Source organism: Flavobacterium antarcticum DSM 19726, assembly GCF_000419685.1.
In the GTDB taxonomy this organism is placed as follows: domain Bacteria; phylum Bacteroidota; class Bacteroidia; order Flavobacteriales; family Flavobacteriaceae; genus Flavobacterium; species Flavobacterium antarcticum.
The window spans coordinates 173,400-191,577 of the sequence record NZ_ATTM01000003.1; the positions used below are offsets into that span (position 1 = coordinate 173,400).

Annotated in this window: 17 protein-coding genes and 1 tRNA gene; 9 read left to right on the forward strand and 9 right to left on the reverse strand. The window is 35.7% G+C overall.

Features of this window, described 5'->3' with window-relative positions; translation table 11 throughout:
* Positions 1-190: 190 nt before the first annotated feature.
* Positions 191-1,462 (reverse strand): serine--tRNA ligase, encoded by a 1,272-nt coding sequence (serS, locus tag YWA_RS0106050; RefSeq protein ID WP_022827603.1) that lies wholly within the window; start codon positions 1,460-1,462, stop codon positions 191-193.
* A 242-nt stretch (positions 1,463-1,704) separates the two neighbouring features.
* On the opposite strand from serS, the gene YWA_RS0106055 reads away from it, so the two are divergent.
* The 3 genes from YWA_RS0106055 (at position 1,705) to YWA_RS0106065 (ending at position 5,237) form a co-directional block, all read left to right on the forward strand.
* Entirely contained in the window at positions 1,705-3,633 is a 1,929-nt protein-coding gene (locus YWA_RS0106055) for a M1 family aminopeptidase (protein WP_022827604.1), read from the forward strand.
* A gap of 100 nt (positions 3,634-3,733) precedes the next feature.
* The gene (gene rseP, locus YWA_RS0106060) at positions 3,734-5,080 is read left to right on the forward strand and encodes an RIP metalloprotease RseP (RefSeq protein ID WP_022827605.1); all 1,347 of its coding nucleotides are present in this window, start codon (positions 3,734-3,736) and stop codon (positions 5,078-5,080) included.
* 83 nt (positions 5,081-5,163) lie between these two features.
* Positions 5,164-5,237 (forward strand) — tRNA-Asn (locus tag YWA_RS0106065).
* Between the two features lie 625 nt (positions 5,238-5,862).
* Here YWA_RS0106065 and YWA_RS0106070 read toward each other — a convergent pair.
* On the reverse strand, positions 5,863-6,399 hold the full coding sequence (locus YWA_RS0106070) for a hypothetical protein (RefSeq protein ID WP_157505309.1): 537 nt from the start codon (positions 6,397-6,399) through the stop codon (positions 5,863-5,865).
* A gap of 229 nt (positions 6,400-6,628) precedes the next feature.
* On the reverse strand, positions 6,629-7,195 hold the full coding sequence (gene pth / locus YWA_RS0106075; RefSeq protein ID WP_245557702.1) for an aminoacyl-tRNA hydrolase: 567 nt from the start codon (positions 7,193-7,195) through the stop codon (positions 6,629-6,631).
* A gap of 294 nt (positions 7,196-7,489) precedes the next feature.
* Between pth and YWA_RS0106085 the strand changes: the two genes are divergently transcribed.
* Positions 7,490-7,747, forward strand: a complete 258-nt coding sequence (locus YWA_RS0106085; protein ID WP_022827609.1) for a hypothetical protein — start codon at positions 7,490-7,492, stop codon at positions 7,745-7,747.
* 58 nt (positions 7,748-7,805) lie between these two features.
* On the opposite strand, the gene YWA_RS0106090 is transcribed toward YWA_RS0106085, so the two are convergent.
* Together YWA_RS0106090 and YWA_RS0106095 are read right to left on the reverse strand one after the other, a co-directional pair.
* Positions 7,806-8,141 carry a TM2 domain-containing protein gene (locus YWA_RS0106090; RefSeq protein ID WP_022827610.1) on the reverse strand — a complete coding sequence of 112 codons (336 nt, stop codon included), beginning with the start codon at positions 8,139-8,141 and terminating at the stop codon, positions 7,806-7,808.
* A gap of 101 nt (positions 8,142-8,242) precedes the next feature.
* Positions 8,243-9,196 (reverse strand): 2-hydroxyacid dehydrogenase, encoded by a 954-nt coding sequence (locus tag YWA_RS0106095; protein WP_022827611.1) that lies wholly within the window; start codon positions 9,194-9,196, stop codon positions 8,243-8,245.
* Between the two features lie 107 nt (positions 9,197-9,303).
* Here YWA_RS0106095 and YWA_RS0106100 point away from each other — a divergent pair, with 107 nt between their 5' ends.
* Both YWA_RS0106100 and ggt read left to right on the forward strand, forming a co-directional pair.
* Complete coding sequence (locus YWA_RS0106100) at positions 9,304-9,771, forward strand: gliding motility lipoprotein GldH family protein (protein WP_022827612.1); 468 nt, start codon at positions 9,304-9,306, stop codon at positions 9,769-9,771.
* Between the two features lie 162 nt (positions 9,772-9,933).
* Positions 9,934-11,601 carry a gamma-glutamyltransferase gene (ggt, locus tag YWA_RS0106105; RefSeq protein ID WP_022827613.1) on the forward strand — a complete coding sequence of 556 codons (1,668 nt, stop codon included), beginning with the start codon at positions 9,934-9,936 and terminating at the stop codon, positions 11,599-11,601.
* A 161-nt stretch (positions 11,602-11,762) separates the two neighbouring features.
* On the opposite strand, the gene YWA_RS0106110 is transcribed toward ggt, so the two are convergent.
* On the reverse strand, positions 11,763-12,908 hold the full coding sequence (locus YWA_RS0106110; RefSeq protein ID WP_022827614.1) for a cystathionine gamma-synthase: 1,146 nt from the start codon (positions 12,906-12,908) through the stop codon (positions 11,763-11,765).
* A 187-nt stretch (positions 12,909-13,095) separates the two neighbouring features.
* Here YWA_RS0106110 and YWA_RS0106115 point away from each other — a divergent pair, with 187 nt between their 5' ends.
* From YWA_RS0106115 to YWA_RS0106125, 3 genes are all read left to right on the forward strand, one after another.
* On the forward strand, positions 13,096-13,845 hold the full coding sequence (locus YWA_RS0106115) for a DUF3298 and DUF4163 domain-containing protein (RefSeq protein ID WP_026718622.1): 750 nt from the start codon (positions 13,096-13,098) through the stop codon (positions 13,843-13,845).
* A gap of 69 nt (positions 13,846-13,914) precedes the next feature.
* Positions 13,915-14,268, forward strand: coding sequence for an arsenate reductase family protein (locus YWA_RS0106120; protein WP_022827616.1), 354 nt, complete (start codon positions 13,915-13,917; stop codon positions 14,266-14,268).
* A complete protein-coding gene (locus YWA_RS0106125; protein ID WP_022827617.1) occupies positions 14,268-15,149 on the forward strand; it encodes a DMT family transporter in 882 nt (293 codons plus the stop codon). The genes YWA_RS0106120 and YWA_RS0106125 overlap by 1 nt, the downstream gene beginning before the upstream one ends.
* 64 nt (positions 15,150-15,213) lie before the next feature.
* On the opposite strand, the gene YWA_RS0106130 is transcribed toward YWA_RS0106125, so the two are convergent.
* The 3 genes from YWA_RS0106130 to hemF all read right to left on the reverse strand — a co-directional run bounded on the left by YWA_RS0106130 (position 15,214) and on the right by hemF (position 17,920).
* The gene (locus YWA_RS0106130; RefSeq protein ID WP_022827618.1) at positions 15,214-15,687 is read right to left on the reverse strand and encodes a methylated-DNA--[protein]-cysteine S-methyltransferase; all 474 of its coding nucleotides are present in this window, start codon (positions 15,685-15,687) and stop codon (positions 15,214-15,216) included.
* A gap of 153 nt (positions 15,688-15,840) precedes the next feature.
* Entirely contained in the window at positions 15,841-16,839 is a 999-nt protein-coding gene (hemB, locus tag YWA_RS0106135) for a porphobilinogen synthase (RefSeq protein ID WP_022827619.1), read from the reverse strand.
* Between the two features lie 178 nt (positions 16,840-17,017).
* A complete protein-coding gene (gene hemF, locus YWA_RS0106140; RefSeq protein WP_022827620.1) occupies positions 17,018-17,920 on the reverse strand; it encodes an oxygen-dependent coproporphyrinogen oxidase in 903 nt (300 codons plus the stop codon).
* Positions 17,921-18,178 lie beyond the last annotated feature (258 nt).

Consider the following 18,178-nt stretch of genomic DNA (forward strand, 5'->3'; position numbering starts at 1 on the left):
GGGCAAAAGTTACGTTAAAATTTGAAGACGGTTTCAGTTGAAAGTTCACTTTAATTTGTTACGATAAATGTCTCGCAAAGGCGCCAAGACGCAAAGAAAACAAATTGTGCTTTGCGGCTTTGCTCCCGAATGTTCGGGATTGTGAGCTAAAAATTATTGAATTAAAAATTAATAATTAGAAACTCTAGTATTAATCTATAATATCAAATCCCGTATATTTTCTCAATACTTCAGGAATCACAATTCCTTCTGGCGTTTGATAATTTTCTAAAATTCCCGCTAAAACTCTTGGCAATGCTAATGAACTTCCGTTTAAAGTATGTGCCAATTGTGTTTTCCCATTTTCATCACGGTAACGCAATTTTAATCGGTTTGCTTGAAACGTTTCGAAGTTAGAAACGGAACTGATTTCCAACCAGCGTTCTTGAGCAGTTGAATACACTTCAAAATCATATGTCAACGAAGATGTGAAACCCATATCGCCGCCACAAAGACGTAAAATTCGATACGGTAATTTTAATTCTTGCAAAATACCTTTCACGTGTTCTACCATTCCGTCTAAAGCTTTATACGAATTATCTGGATGTTCGATGCGTACGATTTCTACTTTGTCAAATTGGTGCAAACGATTCAAACCACGAACGTGAGCGCCATAAGAACCTGCTTCACGGCGAAAACATGGCGTGTAAGCGGTGTTTAAAATTGGCAAATCACTTTCGTTTAAAATCACATCCCGGTACATGTTTGTTACTGGAACTTCAGCAGTTGGAATCAAGTATAAATCATCAACAGTTGAATGATACATTTGTCCTTCTTTGTCTGGTAATTGTCCTGTTCCGTAACCTGAAGCTTCATTCACTAAATGCGGAACTTGCACTTCATTGTAACCTGCAGCCGTGTTTTTATCTAAGAAATAATTAATTAATGCACGTTGCAATTTGGCTCCTTTGCCTTTGTAAACTGGGAAACCTGCACCTGTAATCTTATTTCCCAATTCGAAATCAATGATGTCGTATTTTTTCACCAAATCCCAATGAGGTTGCGCATTTTCATGCAATTTTGGAATTTCTCCTTCTTGAAAAGCAGTTACGTTATCTTCAGGCGTTTTTCCTTCTGGAACTAAATCGCAAGGGAGATTTGGTAACGTGTAAAGTTTTTGCAACAATTCTTCAGCTAAAGCATCTGCTTTTTCGCCTAAATCCTTGCTTTTTTCTTTCAAAGAAACCGTTTTTAATTTTAGAATTTCAGCTTTAGATTTCTCTCCTGATTTCATCAAATCTCCAATTTCTTTGGACAATTTATTAGATTCCGCCAAGGTATTATCCAATTCCACTTGTGTTGCGCGACGGTTTTCGTCTAGCGCCACCACTTCTTCAACCGTACTGGTTGCATCCATATTTCTTTTGGCCAAAGCCTGAATTACTTTTGCTTGATTTTCTCTAATAAATGCGATCTGTAACATATCTTGATTTTTTATACGAACGCAAATATAATTAGATAATTTGACAATGCAACGACCTAAAGATAGAAAGACTTAAAGATTCAAAGACACAAAAATCGAAAGATCGAGCCGTTAAAAGTTTCGATATTGCGTTGAAATCTAGTGCCATAATATTATATTTGACTTTTATTTTTCAGGAGATAAAAATACGACGACATTTAAAGATAGATTTTCGCTGCGTAAATAATGAACCAGTACATTTTATGAAAAAAATATTCGCATTCGCCTTGATGGCATTTTTTACTACTACTTTTGCACAAACCACTCCGGATTTACTGCATAAAATTGCTGAAGCAGAAATGAAATCAGCGTCGGCAACGATGAATTTTGCCGTAAATCCAAACACTTTGAATTACGATATTACCTATCAGAAGTTAGAATTTGCTGTAGATCCTGCGGTTTATTTCATCAACGGAAAAGTGACTACAACATTTAAAGCTTTGAGTTCAATGTCGACTGTAACCTTTGATTTAACGAATGACTTGACTGTGAGTTCAGTGAAGCAAAACAATGTACCACTTACTTTTTCACAATCAGACGATCAACTACAAATTACATTACAAAACACTTTAGCAGAAGACACTTTAGCAGAAGGCACTTTAGCAACTGTAGAAATTATTTACTCAGGAGCTCCATCTACTACCGAACAGGCTTTTACGACTTCTACACACGCAAATATTCCTGTTTTGTATACACTTTCTGAACCTTATGGCGCCAGAGACTGGTGGCCTTGTAAACAAGATATGAACGATAAAACGGATTCTATTGATATCTATATTACAGCTCCAAGTCAATATGTGAGTGTCGCAAATGGATTAGAACTTTCACAAATCACTAATTTGGATGGAACAAAAACGACGCATTTTTCACACGGTTATCCTATTCCGGCTTATTTAGTTGCAATTGCCGTGACCAATTACCAAATTCTCACACAAACAGCAGGAACAGCTCCAAATACATTTCCTATTGTAAATTACTTGTATCCTGAAAATTTTGCTTCTGCATCAAACAGCGTCGCGGTTACTTTACCAATTATGAATTTGTTTGAAACCTTATTTGAAACCTATCCGTATGCAGATGAAAAATACGGCCATGCTCAATTTGGTTGGGGTGGTGGAATGGAACACACGACGGTTTCATTTATGGGAAGTTTTGAGCGTGAATTAATTGCACATGAATTGGGACACCAATGGTTTGGCGACAAAATTACTTGTGGTTCTTGGAACGACATCTGGTTAAATGAAGGATTTGCCAATTATATGTACGGCTTAGTTGTTGAAAATTTAGATGGAAACAATCAATTTCGAAGTTGGAAAAATTCATTAATTTCAAATATTACTTCACAAAACGGCGGTTCGGTTTATGTACCTGAATCCCAAATTTCAAGTGTTAACCGGATTTTTAGTAGTCGATTGACGTATAATAAAGGAGCGATGGTGGTGCATATGCTTCGATTCAAATTAGGCGATACCAATTTCTTTCAAGGTGTAAAAAACTATTTAGCGGATACAGATTTGGCTTATGGATATGCCGAAACATCTGATTTAAAAGCACATTTAGAAACAGTTTCTGGATTGAGTTTGACAGAATTCTTTGACGATTGGATTTACGGACAAGGATATCCAAGTTACCAATTTCAAGTTGCAAATTTAACAAACAACCAAGTCAAGATTACGGTGAATCAAACCCAGTCGCATTCATCCGTTTCGTTTTTTGAAATGCCCGTTCCTCTTCGTCTGATTGGAGCAAATGGTCAGCAATTAGATGTTATTTTGAACAACATAAACAACAATCAAAGTTTTATTGAAAGTGTTCCTTTCACAGTTACCTCAGCGATTTTTGATCCTGAAAAACAATTGATTTCAAAAAATAATCAAGTCACTTTAGATACCATTCAAGTGGAACTGAACTCTATCATGCGGCTGTATCCAAATCCAACTTCTTCCTTATTGAAATTACAACTACCAAATGATGTGAAAATTGAAAAAGTGCTTTTTTACAATACATTAGGTCAGATTATTTCGACTTCAACCGCGACTTCTTGGGATGTAAGTGGTTTTGCAAACGGCGTTTATTACCTAAAGGTTTTTAACACTTCGGGAACAAAAACATTTACGTTTATTAAAGCGTAAAACTATTAACAAACATTTAAAACACCTGCAAAACTAATAGTGTGGAAATAAACTAGAAAACGTTACTTTTGTGCGTTATTTAGAAATTTTAAATTTAAAAATGGAATTACTTATTAAGCTTTCTCAATTTTTATTGAGCTTATCTTTACTAATTGTTTTACACGAATTAGGACATTTTATACCCGCCAAATTATTCAAAACGAGAGTCGAAAAATTTTATTTGTTTTTTGATGTGAAATTTGCACTTTTGAAGAAGAAAATTGGTGGAACAGAATACGGAATTGGTTGGCTACCGCTTGGTGGTTACGTGAAAATTTCCGGTATGATTGACGAAAGTATGGATACCGAAGCGATGGCTTTACCTCCACAACCTTGGGAATTTCGTTCAAAACCGGCTTGGCAACGTTTAATTATTATGTTAGGTGGTGTTACGGTCAATTTTATTTTAGCGTTCATTATTTATATTGGAATGGCTTGGGGTTACGGCGATTTATACATCAATAACAGCGATGTTAAAGACGGCGTTTGGATTAACAACCCAGTTGTAGAGAAAATCGGATTGAAAACGGGAGATAAAATTCTTGCTGTTGACGGCGAGGAAGTAAAGCAATTTCACGACTTGAATGCCAAATTATTCTTGGCACGAAAAGTGGAAATTGAAAGAAATGGCATAAAACAAACGGTTGATTTTCCTGTAAATTTTATCGATAAAATGTTTCAGGGTGAAAAAGCACCAGTTGTAGAACTTCGAATTCCATTTATTGTTGTCAATCCCGAAGAAAACTCTGTAAATGCTGGAAAGGTTCAGGCAAAAGATATCATCGTAAATTTTAACGGAACGCCTGTAAAATATGCAGATGAAGTGTTAGCAGAAGTTGAAAATTTAAAAGGACAGACTGTTGCTGCAATTGTAAAACGTGATGGAAAGGAAATTCCGGTTCAACTTACCGTTACAGATAGCGCTAAAATGCAAATTATTTATGCAGGAAGAGTTGGCGCCAATAATTTAGAAAAATTAGGATTGTACCCAATCCAACGTCAACAATATAGTTTTGCGGAGTCTTTTGGAGTTGGAATTGAAAAAGGTGTAGACCAACTTTCAAGTTACGGCGGACAGTTAAAAGCGATCTTCAATCCTAAAACAGGAGCTTACAAAGGTGTGGGTGGTTTTAAAGCCATTTTTGACATTTTCCCGGAACAATGGTCGTGGCAAACTTTCTGGAGCATCACCGCTCTGTTATCGATTATGCTAGGTGTAATGAACCTTTTGCCGATTCCAGCATTAGATGGAGGTCATGTTTTATTTTTATTGTATGAAATTATAAGTGGCAAAAAACCGTCTGACAAATTCTTAGAGAAAGCACAAGTTGTTGGTTTTGTTTTACTTATCACGCTTGTACTTTTTGCAAATGGAAACGATATTTACCGTGCGATAATCGGCAAGTAAAAAAAATTAAAAATAGTTTGGTTATTATTTGCAGAAACCAAATTTAGCCCTATATTTGCACCGCTTTACAAGGCAATACGCCTTCCTCCTTAGCTCAGTTGGTTAGAGCATCTGACTGTTAATCAGAGGGTCCTTGGTTCGAGCCCAAGAGGGGGAGCACAAAACGAAAGACGATCAGAAATGATCGTCTTTTTTGTTTTATAGAAATTTGAAAAACTAATTTCTTTATCATTTAATACGATCCAGGAACTTCTAAAACGAATCCAATTATCTAACATTCAAAAACTGGATCATTACTTATAAATTATATTATTTCATTATAAAGCAACTGGAAAATCTATTACGAATTTCCAATACAAATAAGAAGTAATAGAATATGATACTAAACAAGAAACTAAAGCGTTTTACGAGAACAATACGATTGCTTCGTTCACCACTATTCGCTAAAACTGTTTTAGCCCTTTCAAAACGAATTAAAAGCACACAATTATCAACTTTCACCACAACTCTATCGAAAGGAGATTATATTGGTAATTGGGAAATTATTGGAACTTAAAAAAATTTGTTGAATTGTTCACACTCGATTTACCGCTGTTTTGCGAGTAGATGCATAAAAAATCAATAGATAAATGCGTGGGTAGAAGATTTACGCAAGGAGAATACGATTAAAATTATGTGCTAGAACTGAAACAGAAACATTCAGTAGCTTATAGTAGTGCTGAAACACAGTGTTATTCATCAAAACCAACTGATCCTTTAAAATACCAAGAAATACAAATTTATTAAAGACCACAATTTTTTTCGTAAAACTCGACCATTTCGATCGTTTTAGTTTTTTCAAAAGTATCGTTGTCTACATTTTCTATTAATGCTGGACAGTCTGCAAAGTAGTCGCGAACGCGTTTCTTAATACCACGAGGACCAGCTCCATAAATGTAGCCCATATTATAAGCAATATCTTCCTTGTTTTTTTTGACGTACGTTTCAAAACTATCTGAATTAAAGGAGACTCCAAATGACCCGCCACTACTAATGGTTTCTGCCACATAATAAACACTCATTTTCGATCCAGAATACACCAGTAATCCCAATTTTTTCTCACTCTTTCTGTCGTTGAAATTGGTTTTTACATCAATGACAACATACTGCAACTCTTTATCCTCGTCGTAAACTAATACACTTGCAAAATCTTCCAACGGAATTTTTACGGTAGGATTTCGAGAAACAAGTTTCGTTGATGAAGAGGAGTTTGAAAAAGTTCCTGTTCTAATGGAATATACATCTGTTTTTTGCGTTCCGTCTCTAAATGTTACCGTCATTTTATTTTGCCCATTGGCTATAAAAAAACAAAAGAAAAGTGCCTGAATAAGTAGTGTTTTTTTCATATGAAATAAATGAATTCGATTTGTGTTCCAAACTTTTATAATTTGGAGAATTTGAACCGTAATTGTAGTACTCGTTTTGTAATTGTGCCCGCTGTTCTTTATTATAAATAATACCAAATTAAAAAAGTCTTTATTTTACCCGCATTATTTTCACAAAGGTTACTTATTTTCCGTTGAATCCGGTCATCGTATGTTCAAGTCCAGCTGTTCCAAATGACCGAATAATTTCTGCAGCAACATCTAGTCTTTCGGGTAAATTGGCTTTTTCTGTTTCGTCCCATTCACCTAAAACATAATCTACTTGTTGGCCTTTTTTAAACTCGTCGCTGATGCCAAATCGGAAGCGTGGATAAACTGTAGTGTTTAATAAAAGCTGGGTGTTTTTCAGTCCATTGTGACCTCCATCACTTCCCTTTGTGCGAATTCGGATGGTTCCAAAAGGTAAATTCAAATCATCAGTGATCACTAATATGTTTTCAACAGGAATGTTCTCTTTATCCATCCAATATTTAATGGCTTTTCCTGAAAGATTCATGTAAGTATTGGGTTTGAGAAGTAAATACGTTCTTACTTTGAATTTATATTCTGCCAAAGCACCTAGTTTAACGGTTTGGAAATCGATTCCTTCTTTTCGAGCCAAATGATCTAAAATCTTGAACCCAATGTTATGTCGGGTATTCACGTAATCAGCACCTATATTACCAAGGCCTACGATGAGAAATTTCTTCATATCAACAGCAGTTGTTTCTTTTTTTGAATTAAATAATTGCTTAAACCAGTTCATGGGTGCAAAAATACGGATTTGTTTTTAGTTCTAGATTGGGTGGTCAAATTTCATTCGAAGTCAATTTAAAAACTATTTTTTTCGAAATAATCGAATCAAATTTCATCAAAAGATGCAGCGACTCCAATCCGTTTTTGACCGAAACAAAAACTCAATTCAGTACCATTTCAACTCGTTATAAAATTCTTAAATGGATCTTACATCTAAAAAATATTGCATAGATTAGCTAAAAACAATACTATGGAAGATTATAATAAACCGGTTTTGGACGAGATTATTCGAAATGCTTTTCCCAAAGTGAATCATTTTCAATATAAAATTACAGAGTATTCACTGAACAGTACGTTTAGTTTCAAGTTTGAAAATTTATCGCACTTCATCGAATTTTTAAAGCAACACCAATCCGTAACAGACGAAGAAATCGCTCTTTTAGAAAACAGTTTAAAAGAACTAAATTTACAATCGCATTCTTTTTTCTTTGTCAACTTTTTCGAGTAAACAAACCTTCTCGCTTACGATTGTTGATTGTAAATAGAACGAAAAAAATGAGTATTATTTAAAACCAAGGTCGTTTATTTTTCTGATAAAGCTCATAAAATTCGGCATCCGATTTTGTGAGATACACGATGCCTTCAATTAATCCAATCAAACTGGTCGCTGTAAGGACAAATGCACCTATAAAAATACATAAGGTCGCGTATCCAATTACGGTGAGAATTAAAAGTATAAATCCTTCGTTGTTGTAACCTAAAACAAATTTATGAACACCAAGCGATCCCAATATTATTGCTAAAACACCTGTTAAAACGCGCTTATTGTCTTGCGAATATTGCGGTCGAGTATCTTGATGCGGTTGATTCCAAGTCTCTTGTTGTGGTCTACTGTTTTCCATGAATAATTGATTTGTTTTTTGATTCAGGTTATAAAAATATACAATTTGAAAATGCCAGCCACTTATTATCAGACTAAATCTCCGTTTGAAACTTTATTTTTTTAGGAATTACTTTCAACCCCGTAAAGTAAGAGAATTTTATCTACAATTGTTTGAGCCAATTTCGAATGACTTTCAAAAGTCCAACCCGCAATATGTGGACTCAAAATCACATTATCAGCATCAATTAAATATTGCATAGCTTCTGGAATTTGCGAATCCGTAAAAGATTCAAAAGAAAGTTTCTCGTATTCCAACACATCTAATCCCGCACCTAAAATTTTCCTTTCTTTCAAGGCTTTCGCCAAATCAGATGTTACTACGCTTTTTCCTCTTGCCGTGTTAATCAACCAGAATGGTTTTGCAAACGCATTTATAAAAGACGTATTCACCATTTTATCCGTTTCATGAGTCCAAGGAATGTGTAAACTCAACACATCAGTTTGTTCCTGTAAAGCTATTAATGAAACTTGGTTCGCATTAGCATCACCCACATTTGGCAAAATATCGTAACACAAAACCGTCACATCAAAACCGCGTAATTTCTTTGCAAACGCTTTTCCCATATTTCCGTATCCAATAATTCCAATGGTTCTACCATCCAATTCATGTCCGCGATTTGGTTCACGCAACCATTTACCCGATTTCACTTCTGCATTCGCCCGATTTAAATTATTGAATAAACTTAAAATCATTCCCAAAGCATGTTCACCAACGGCATTTCTATTTCCTTCTGGCGCTGCAATTAACGCAATTCCTTTGGCGGAAGCGTAGTCACAATCGATACTTTCCAAGCCAGCTCCTACTCTTGCAATGAATTTCAAATTCACCGCTTTGTCAATAAATTGCTTGTCAATATTAAACCGACTCCGAATGACAATTCCGTCATAATTGGAAATTTTAGCCTCAATTTCTAACTTAGTGGACGTAAAATCATCTTCATTTTGAAATCCAGCGAATTCTAATTGGCTTTTTAACAACGGATGATTGCCGTCAATGTGGAGAATGCGTTTCATGTATAAAGTTTTTGCTTTACAAATTAACGAAATCCAGCGTCCAAAACCGCACAATAAAAAGGGTTTATCTGTGTTATACTTCTTTCTTTCACGTTAAATAAGTCAATATGAAAATAAAATTCCTTTCGCTCTTATTGGTTGCTTTGGTAGCAATATCTTGTAACGAATCCATAGTTTACGAAGAAATGAACAAAACATTCCCCGATAATCGATGGCAAAAATCGGAGGTAAAAGAATTTGAATTTACCATAGATCAAGAAGCACGAAATTATGATGTGAATGTACATTTTGCCTACTTATCCGATTTTCAAATCAATCCCGTTCCAATTTCCGTAACAATTATTCATCCCGATAAATCCGAAGAAATAAGGGAAGTAAATATTCTCGTCAAAGACAAAGACGGCAAGGAAACGGGTGATTGTGGTGGGGATTATTGTGACATTCGGGAAGTAGTTTTTGCTAATAAAGCATTGGAAAAAGGAACTTACAACTTGAAAATCAAGCATGTTTTCAACGGGGAATATGTACCTAATGTGAATGGAGTTGGAATTGAAGTCATTGCGAAAGCAGATTAAAGTTACCAACACTTTATATTCCTTTTAAATCTTAAAAATATTTATATTAAATTTGGTCAAGACACATTGTTGTCTTGACCTTTTTTTATTGTAGAAAAACGTGTAATCGCATCCCGTTTTCTATCTGCAAATTGGATCTAAAAAATCAAAACACTTTCACCCATGAAATATCTCGTACTTTCCTTTTTACTTGTGCCAAATTTATTTTTCGCTCAAGTTGGTGAAATTTCAAAGAATGCAATGGTCGTTTCTGCAAGAGAAGAAGCTTCAAAAATTGGAATTGAAGTCATCAAAAAAGGCGGAAATGCTTTTGATGCAATGGTTGCCACCGAACTTGCTTTAGCAGTCGCATTTCCTTATGCCGGAAATATTTCAGGTGGAGGATTTATGGTTTACCGAATGCGTAATGGCGAAATAGGCTCTTTAGATTACAGAGAAAAAAGTCCGATGAAGTCTACCAAAAACATGTATTTAGATGCGAAAGGAAATGTAATTCCGGATTTAAGTGTAGATGGCGCTTTAGCTGTTGGCGTTCCTGGAACAATTGCAGGAATGTTTGCGGTTCATGAAAAATTTGGAAAACTTCCACTAAAAGATTTGTTCCAACCTGCGATTGATTTGGCGAACAGAGGCGTCTTTGTAACTCAAAAACAAATCACTCAAATGAATGCCAATAAAGCAAAAATACTCGAAGTTTCAGGGGAATTACCAACGTATACCAAGACTTACAAAGTGGGTGATTCCATTAAATATAATGCTTTGGCAAACACTCTAGCTCAAATATTAAAAAACGGAAAAGACGAATTCTACAAAGGAGAAACAGCAAAGAAAATGGTTTCGTTTCTGCAAGCTAGAGGAGGAATTATGACTTTGGAAGACCTTGAGAAATACGAAGTAAAATGGCGAACTCCCGTTACATTTAATTATAAAAATTTAAGAATTATTTCAATGGGTCCGCCGTCAAGTGGAGGAATTACGTTGCTGCAAATCATGAAAATGATAGAACCTTATCCTTTGGCAAAATACAAACACAACACAGAAAAATACATTCAAGTATTGACAGAAGCGGAACGAAGAGCTTATGCAGACCGAAACCATCATTTGGGAGATCCCGCTTTTGTGAAAATTCCAACAAAGGAATTGACGAGTCAAAAATATTTGAAAGACCGAATGAAGAGTTTCAACTTTAAGAAAGCTACAAAATCTGCAGACATGAATGCGGGTGAAGTGAAGATGTACGAAAGCAATGAAACCACACATTATTCAATTGTAGATAATGAAGGAAATGCAGTTTCGGTCACAACAACTTTGAACGGCGCTTTTGGTTCCAAATTATATTCGGAGGAATTGGGGTTCTTTTTCAACAATCAAATGGATGATTTCAGTGCGAAAGCTGGTGAACCAAATTCGTACGGATTAGTCGGTTCTGAAGCAAACAGCATCGAACCAGAAAAAAGAATGTTGAGTTCAATGACGCCAACAATTGTAGAGAAAAATGGAACGTTATTTATGGTTGTTGGAACGCCTGGAGGTTCCACGATTATCACTTCTGTTTTACAAACAATTCTGAATGTCTCAGAATTTAAAATGACAATGCAGGAAGCGGTCAATGCTCCTCGTTTTCACCACCAATGGTTACCGGATGAAATTTGGTTTGAACCAAAGAAATTCGACGCCGCAGAATTATTAAAATTAAGCAAAAAAGGATATATCATTGATGAAAAAGTAGCCCCAGTTATTGGAAAAGTTGACGCAATTTTAGTGCTTCCAAACGGAAGTTACGAAGGTGGTGCGGACTCGAGAGGAGATGATAAAGCGGTTGGATTTTAGTGAATTATTATAGTGTAAAGACATTTACTTGTCATTGCTTCGCGAGTTCGAGCAAAGCTCTCGGGTCTGAACTTGTTTCAGAATCTCAATAGCACACATTAGATGCTGAAATAAATTCAGCAGGACAATTTGAGCGCTATTAATTAATCATATTCAGCTACTTAAACCAAAGCCTGCTCTAAATCGTCAAGCAAATCGTCAATATCTTCAATACCAACGCTCAACCGAATTAAATCATCTGTTATGCCAACTTCCAACCGTTTGTCAACAGGAACTGAAGCATGCGACATATTAATTGGGTGATTTGCCAAAGATTCAACGCCACCTAAAGATTCAGCTAAAGTGAATATTTTTATTTTTTCTAAAAACGAAATCGCATCTTCCATTTCTCCTGATTTGAAATTAAAAGAAACCATTCCGCCGAAATCTTTCATTTGTTTTTTAGCTAATTCATGGGAAGGATGAGAAGGTAATCCTGGATAATAAACATTTTTGACTTTCGAATTATTTTCCAAAAATTCAGCAACTTTCTGACCGTTTTCGCAATGTCTTTGCATCCGCAAATGCAAGGTTTTAATTCCTCTTAAAACTAAAAAACTATCCATTGGACCTAAAATAGCACCAGTGGCAAATTGTTGAAAGTGTAGTTTCTTTCCAAGTTCCGCATCTTTTGTTACTAATGCACCTGCAATCAAATCAGAATGTCCACCCAAATATTTTGTCGCCGAATGCATCACAATATCAGCACCTAAATCCAATGGTTTCTGTAAATAAGGCGTTGCAAATGTGTTGTCAACAGCAAAAAGCAATTTATGTTTAGTAGTGATTTCAGCAATCGCAGCAATATCCACTAATTTCATCAAAGGATTGGTAGGCGTTTCCACCCAAACCAACTTCGTGTTTTCATTAATTAATGATTCGAATATCTCCAAATCATTCATATCTACGAAGTGAAATTTGATCCCAGAATCCTTAAAGATCTTGGTAAACATACGGTACGTTCCACCATACAAATCGTTCATTGTGATGATTTCATCGCCCGATTTAAACATCCGAATCAAGCAATCGGTTGCCGCTAAACCGGATGAAAAAGCCAAGCCTCGTGCTCCATTTTCAATACTTGCTAATGCATGTTCTAAAGCTGTTCGTGTAGGATTTGTCGCTCGAGCATATTCATAATCGGAATGCATAGGTTGACCAGGACTGATTTGAGCGTAAGTAGATGTTTGATAAATCGGCGTCATTACTGCTCCAGTTGATGGGTCCGGCTTTTGACCGCCATGGATTACTTTCGTATTAAATTTCATTTTTGAAAGACTAAATGTTTAAAACAAATTTACTTTTAATTATAACCTTATCCCAATTAGATGTACTTACCTTTGCATCAATTAACATTTTATTTTGAACAATGGGTTCTCATAAATGCTAATTTTAATATCTATAAAAATCTCGAGAGTTTCCTAAAAAAATAATGCTCTACAATTAATGCTTGCTATGAAAAAAATCCTATCATTATTCGCCTTTGCCGTTGTTTTAATCAGTTGTGAAAAAGACAAACAACTTGAATTTACCACCGAAACCTATACCGAAAAATCTACTTTGCCTTGCAGCGACAATTGTCCAATTGTTGAAGTTAAAGTTCCCGTTGCTAAAAACATTCCAATAGTGGCAGACAGCATTAACAAAAGAGTTTTCGCAGTAGTAAAAGAAATCATTTATTTTGGTGAAAAACCATATACATCAAAAGATTACCAAGGATTATTACAGTCGTTTATTTCGTCTTATGATGAATTGAAAACGGAATTCCCGGAAGACACTTTTGGTTGGGAAGGAAAAGTGGAAGGTTCAGTCGTTTACGAAACTGAAAATGTCTTAAATATTAAAATCGACCATTATACCTTTACCGGTGGAGCTCACGGTTACCAAGGAATTCGTTCCTTAATTTTTAATCCTAGTACAGGAAAAATAATTACAAACGCAGAATTATTTAACGATTTAAATGCGTTTACAAAATTTGCAGAACAAAAGTTTCGAACCGCTTATAAAATCCCGGAAAACGCCGCCATAAACTCAACAGGTTTAATGTTTGAAAACGAAAAGTTTGCATTGCCAATGACGCTGATTTTCAACGAAAAAGGACTTTTTTTATACTATAATTCTTACGAAGCAGCATCTTATGCTGATGGCCCAAAGGAAATCCAATTGACCTTTGCTGAACTTGAGCCGTATTTGAAAGTAAAATAATGTCAACTATTTACTAAAAATCTTCTTTTGCTGCAGCAAAAGAATTTTCTTTGCACTTTAATTCAACTCATGGACAAAATATACTACCTCGCTTCTTGCGACACTTGTCGGAAAATTATCAAAAATCTTCCTAAACCAATTGAAATGGAGTTTCAAGACATTCGTCAAGACCCGATTACGCCAGAACAATTGGAAGAATTATACCAAATGACCGGAAGTTACGAAGCGCTTTTCAGCAAAAAAGCACAGTTGTACAAATCGATGGATTTGAAAAATAAAAATCTTACCGAGGCGGATTATAAAAAGTACTTACTCGAACATTATACCTTTTTGAGTCGTCCCGTTTTTATCATAAAAGGGAAAGTATATGCGGGAAATAGCCAGCCTAACATTCATGCCGTTACACAAGCACTCAAGCAGTAATGTCTAAAAGATATTTAGCTTTAATCGCAGCGACACTCGTTTCGATTATTTACGGAGTGACTTTTACAATTGCCAAAGACGTCATGCCTCTCTACATTTTACCCTACGGATTCATCGTTTTACGCGTTGGAGGTTCGGTAATTTTATTTTGGTTAATCTGGCTTTTTGTTCCCAAAGAAAAAATTGACAGAAAAGATTTTCCGCGAATTATTGCCGCCGCATTTTTTGGTGTTGCCTTTAATATGCTTACATTTTTCAAAGGATTGAGTTTGACTTCTCCTATTTCGGCAGCGGTTTTAATGGTCTCGACACCCATAATCGTGCTCATTCTTTCCGCCATCATTATGAAGGAACGAATGCTCAAACGAAAAGTTTTCGGAATCGTTTTAGGGTTGGTTGGAACCGCATTTCTTATTCTTTACGGAAAATCTGTTGGCAACGCATCCAACGCAAATCTAGGAAATCTACTCGTGTTTGCGAACGCAGTTTCCTATGGTTTTTACCTCATTGTAGTCAAGAAATTAATGGATAAATACAGCGCGTTCACTTTCGTGAAATGGATTTATTTATTTGGATTCCTCATGGTTTTACCCTTTGGTTATACCGAATTACAAGCCGTAGCATTTAGCGCAATTCCATTAGATATCGCTTGGAAAATCGTTTTCATAGTAGTTATTTCGACCTTCTTGACCTATTTATTGAATTTACTTTCAATGAAAGAATTAAAACCCACAACGGTAGCCGTTTTCATTTACCTGCAACCTGTTTTCGCTACAATTTTTGCCATCGGTTTGGGAAAAGACGAACTGAATTTAGTCAAAATTGGCGCTGCAATTCTGATTTTTTCTGGTGTTTTTTTAGTCACACAAACGAAGAAGTAAATCCTCCAAAGTCTAATTGAGGCAAGAATTTTATTTTTATTGTTGTAATTATTTCTGTGAAATTTTAAAACAATACGTGTTGTGTGGAAGGATTTTCGTGTTCTAAAAGCCATTTTTTGCGCCACAATCCTCCTGCGTAACCGGTCAATGAACCATCACTTCCAATAACGCGGTGACACGGAATTACAATCCATAGTGGGTTTTTTCCGTTTGCTGAAGCAGCGGCACGAATGACTTTAGGATCGCCTAGCTTTTTTGCTAAATCCATATAGGAAATGGTTTTCCCAAAAGGAATAGCACGAAGTTCTTGCCATACTCTTTTTTGAAATTCAGTTCCTTGCGGTATTAACGGAAACGTAAAATCAGTTCTTGTTGCATTAAAATATTCATTCAGTTCGCGAACGGGAAGTTGGAGGCATTTTGGAATATTTAGAGAAAACGCTTTTGGAATATTTAAAATTGTAATTGAAAACACACCGTTTACATCGCCGGTAATTTCGGCTGTTCCGAGAGGCGTTTTGATGTAAACGGTGTGCATTTTTTACTATTTGTTTTCTTGATTTTACAATCGGTGGCAAAAGTTAATAAGAATAATTGCATAGCCCCGGTTGAAGGGAATCCCGACCTTTTTCGGACGGGAAGGAATGAAGACGGGAAAATGGAAACCTGAAATAGCCCAAGCCATTCGCTCCTATTTATTATTCTTTAAATAAATGGCTGCTTCTTTTGCAAAATACGTGGAGATTAAACTAGCACCTGCTCTTTTGATGCACATCAATTGTTCCATCATAATCTTGTCGTGGTCAAGCCAACCTCTTTCGGCAGCGGCTTTAACCATTGCATATTCGCCGGAAACATGGAAAACAGTTACGGGAACATTCACGGCATTTTTTACTTCTCGAACGATGTCAAGATAGGCAATTCCGGGTTTTACCATAACCATATCTGCACCTTCTTCCACATCCCAAAGTGCTTCTTTTATGGCTTCAAGTCGGTTTGCATAGTCCATTTGATATGTTTTCTTGTCTTTGGGAATTTCTTGATTGTCAACGGGAGCTGAATCTAAAGCATCACGAAACGGACCGTAAAACGCGGAAGCATACTTTGCAGAATAGCTCATAATTCCTACGTGTGGAAATCCGGCTTCGTCTAAACCTTGACGCAATCGCAAAATCCGACCGTCCATCATGTCGCTTGGCGCCACAAAATCAGCTCCAGCTTGAGCATGGGAAACCGCCATTTTTACCAAAGCGTCGTTCGTCTCGTCGTTAGCAATATCGCCGTTTGCAATAATTCCGTCGTGTCCATAAATGGAATAAGGATCTAAAGCAACGTCTGGCATTACGATCATTTCTGGACATGCTTTTTTGATTTCACGAATCGCTTTTTGCATTAAACCGTTCTCGTTCCAAGCTTCTTTTCCGGTGTTGTCTTTTAAATCTTCGCTGACTTTTACGTAAATGTTTACGGCACGAATGCCAAGTTCGAAAAGTTCTTGTACTTCTGTAACCGTCAAATCTATTGATCGACGAAAAATGCCCGGCATCGAAGGAATCTCTTTTTTATAATTTTCGCCTTCAGCGATGAACATTGGAAACATAAAGTCGCTTGGACTCAAACTCGTTTCACGAACTAAACTTCTAATGGATTCGTTAACTCGTAATCTTCTACCGCGGTGTGTTGGGAACATAATTTTATTTTTTTGAACCTTTAATAAATTAAGAAAAATTAAGAAAGTTACTTTATTAAACTTAACTTTTTAATTATTTATTTTGATTGTAATTGATTTTAACCATTGTAAAATTAAGTAGTTCGCTTAATGAATCTTAATATCTTAATGGTTTACTATTATTTTTTAATATCTTGATTTAAACCCACTCAATTGGATTTTCTAATACTTGAATTAATTTTTCTTCTTTGCTGTTTTTTTCAGGATGATGATCATAAACCCACTGAACATGTGGTGGTAAACTCATCAAAATACTTTCGATTCTACCATTGGTTCTGAGTCCAAAAAGGGTTCCTTTATCGTGCACCAAATTAAATTCTACATAACGGCCACGGCGAATTTCTTGCCACGTTTTTTGTTCAGAAGTATATTGTAAGTCCTTTCTTTTCGCTACAATTGGAAGATAGGCTTGTAGGAAACTATTTCCAACTTCAGAAACAAAGTTGAACCAAGCTTCCATTTTCATGTCTTCGGTTTCTTTGCAATAATCAAAGAATAATCCACCAATTCCTCGTGCTTCGTGGCGATGTGCATTCCAGAAATAGGCGTCGCATTGCTTTTTATATTTGAGATAAAATTCGGGATTGTGTTTATCGCAAGCTGTTTTACAAGTCTGATGAAAATGAGATGCATCTTCTTCGAACAAATAATAAGGCGTTAAATCTTGTCCGCCACCAAACCACGAATTAATAACGTTTCCATTATCGTCGTACATTTCAAAATAACGCCAGTTCGCATGAACAGTTGGAACCATCGGGCTTTTTGGATGAATAACTAAACTCAATCCACAAGCAAAAAAATCAGCTTCGCCAACATTGAATAGTTTTTGCATGGAATCAGGTAATTTTCCATGAACTGCGGAAATATTTACTCCTCCTTTTTCAAAAACAGATCCGTTTTCAATAACTCGTGTTCTTCCGCCTCCGCCTTCAGGTCGTTCCCAAATGTCTTCGCGAAATTTGGCTTGACCGTCCATTTCTTCTAATCCTTGACAAATTTGGTCCTGTAGATTTTGGATGTAAGCGTAAAATTTATTTTTCATTCCGTATAGATAATTTTAAAGTAGCTTTTAATACGCTAATAGTATGATTTTAAATTCAGTTGAAATTAAAGTGTAATTCTCTTACTACTTTTTTTTCAGTCCGAGAATTTAGTATAGTAAGAAATCTGAAAAACAAAGGTATAAAATCTGAAGGTTTAATCCAGTTGATTTATGGAAGTTTTGCTATTGATAATAGAATCTAAGTCAAGTGCTATTAACGTTTAAATTGTCTGTTTCTAAAATTTTATTTTGAAATGA

Coding starts and splice junctions, on each gene's coding strand:
- serS (WP_022827603.1), bottom strand. CDS start 1,462: ATGTTACAGATCGCATTTATTAGAGAAAATCAAGCAAAAGTAATTCAG.
- YWA_RS0106055 (WP_022827604.1), top strand. CDS start 1,705: ATGAAAAAAATATTCGCATTCGCCTTGATGGCATTTTTTACTACTACT.
- rseP (WP_022827605.1), top strand. CDS start 3,734: ATGGAATTACTTATTAAGCTTTCTCAATTTTTATTGAGCTTATCTTTA.
- YWA_RS0106070 (WP_157505309.1), bottom strand. CDS start 6,399: ATGACGGTAACATTTAGAGACGGAACGCAAAAAACAGATGTATATTCC.
- pth (WP_245557702.1), bottom strand. CDS start 7,195: ATGAAGAAATTTCTCATCGTAGGCCTTGGTAATATAGGTGCTGATTAC.
- YWA_RS0106085 (WP_022827609.1), top strand. CDS start 7,490: ATGGAAGATTATAATAAACCGGTTTTGGACGAGATTATTCGAAATGCT.
- YWA_RS0106090 (WP_022827610.1), bottom strand. CDS start 8,141: ATGGAAAACAGTAGACCACAACAAGAGACTTGGAATCAACCGCATCAA.
- YWA_RS0106095 (WP_022827611.1), bottom strand. CDS start 9,196: ATGAAACGCATTCTCCACATTGACGGCAATCATCCGTTGTTAAAAAGC.
- YWA_RS0106100 (WP_022827612.1), top strand. CDS start 9,304: ATGAAAATAAAATTCCTTTCGCTCTTATTGGTTGCTTTGGTAGCAATA.
- ggt (WP_022827613.1), top strand. CDS start 9,934: ATGAAATATCTCGTACTTTCCTTTTTACTTGTGCCAAATTTATTTTTC.
- YWA_RS0106110 (WP_022827614.1), bottom strand. CDS start 12,908: ATGAAATTTAATACGAAAGTAATCCATGGCGGTCAAAAGCCGGACCCA.
- YWA_RS0106115 (WP_026718622.1), top strand. CDS start 13,096: ATGAAAAAAATCCTATCATTATTCGCCTTTGCCGTTGTTTTAATCAGT.
- YWA_RS0106120 (WP_022827616.1), top strand. CDS start 13,915: ATGGACAAAATATACTACCTCGCTTCTTGCGACACTTGTCGGAAAATT.
- YWA_RS0106125 (WP_022827617.1), top strand. CDS start 14,268: ATGTCTAAAAGATATTTAGCTTTAATCGCAGCGACACTCGTTTCGATT.
- YWA_RS0106130 (WP_022827618.1), bottom strand. CDS start 15,687: ATGCACACCGTTTACATCAAAACGCCTCTCGGAACAGCCGAAATTACC.
- hemB (WP_022827619.1), bottom strand. CDS start 16,839: ATGTTCCCAACACACCGCGGTAGAAGATTACGAGTTAACGAATCCATT.
- hemF (WP_022827620.1), bottom strand. CDS start 17,920: ATGAAAAATAAATTTTACGCTTACATCCAAAATCTACAGGACCAAATT.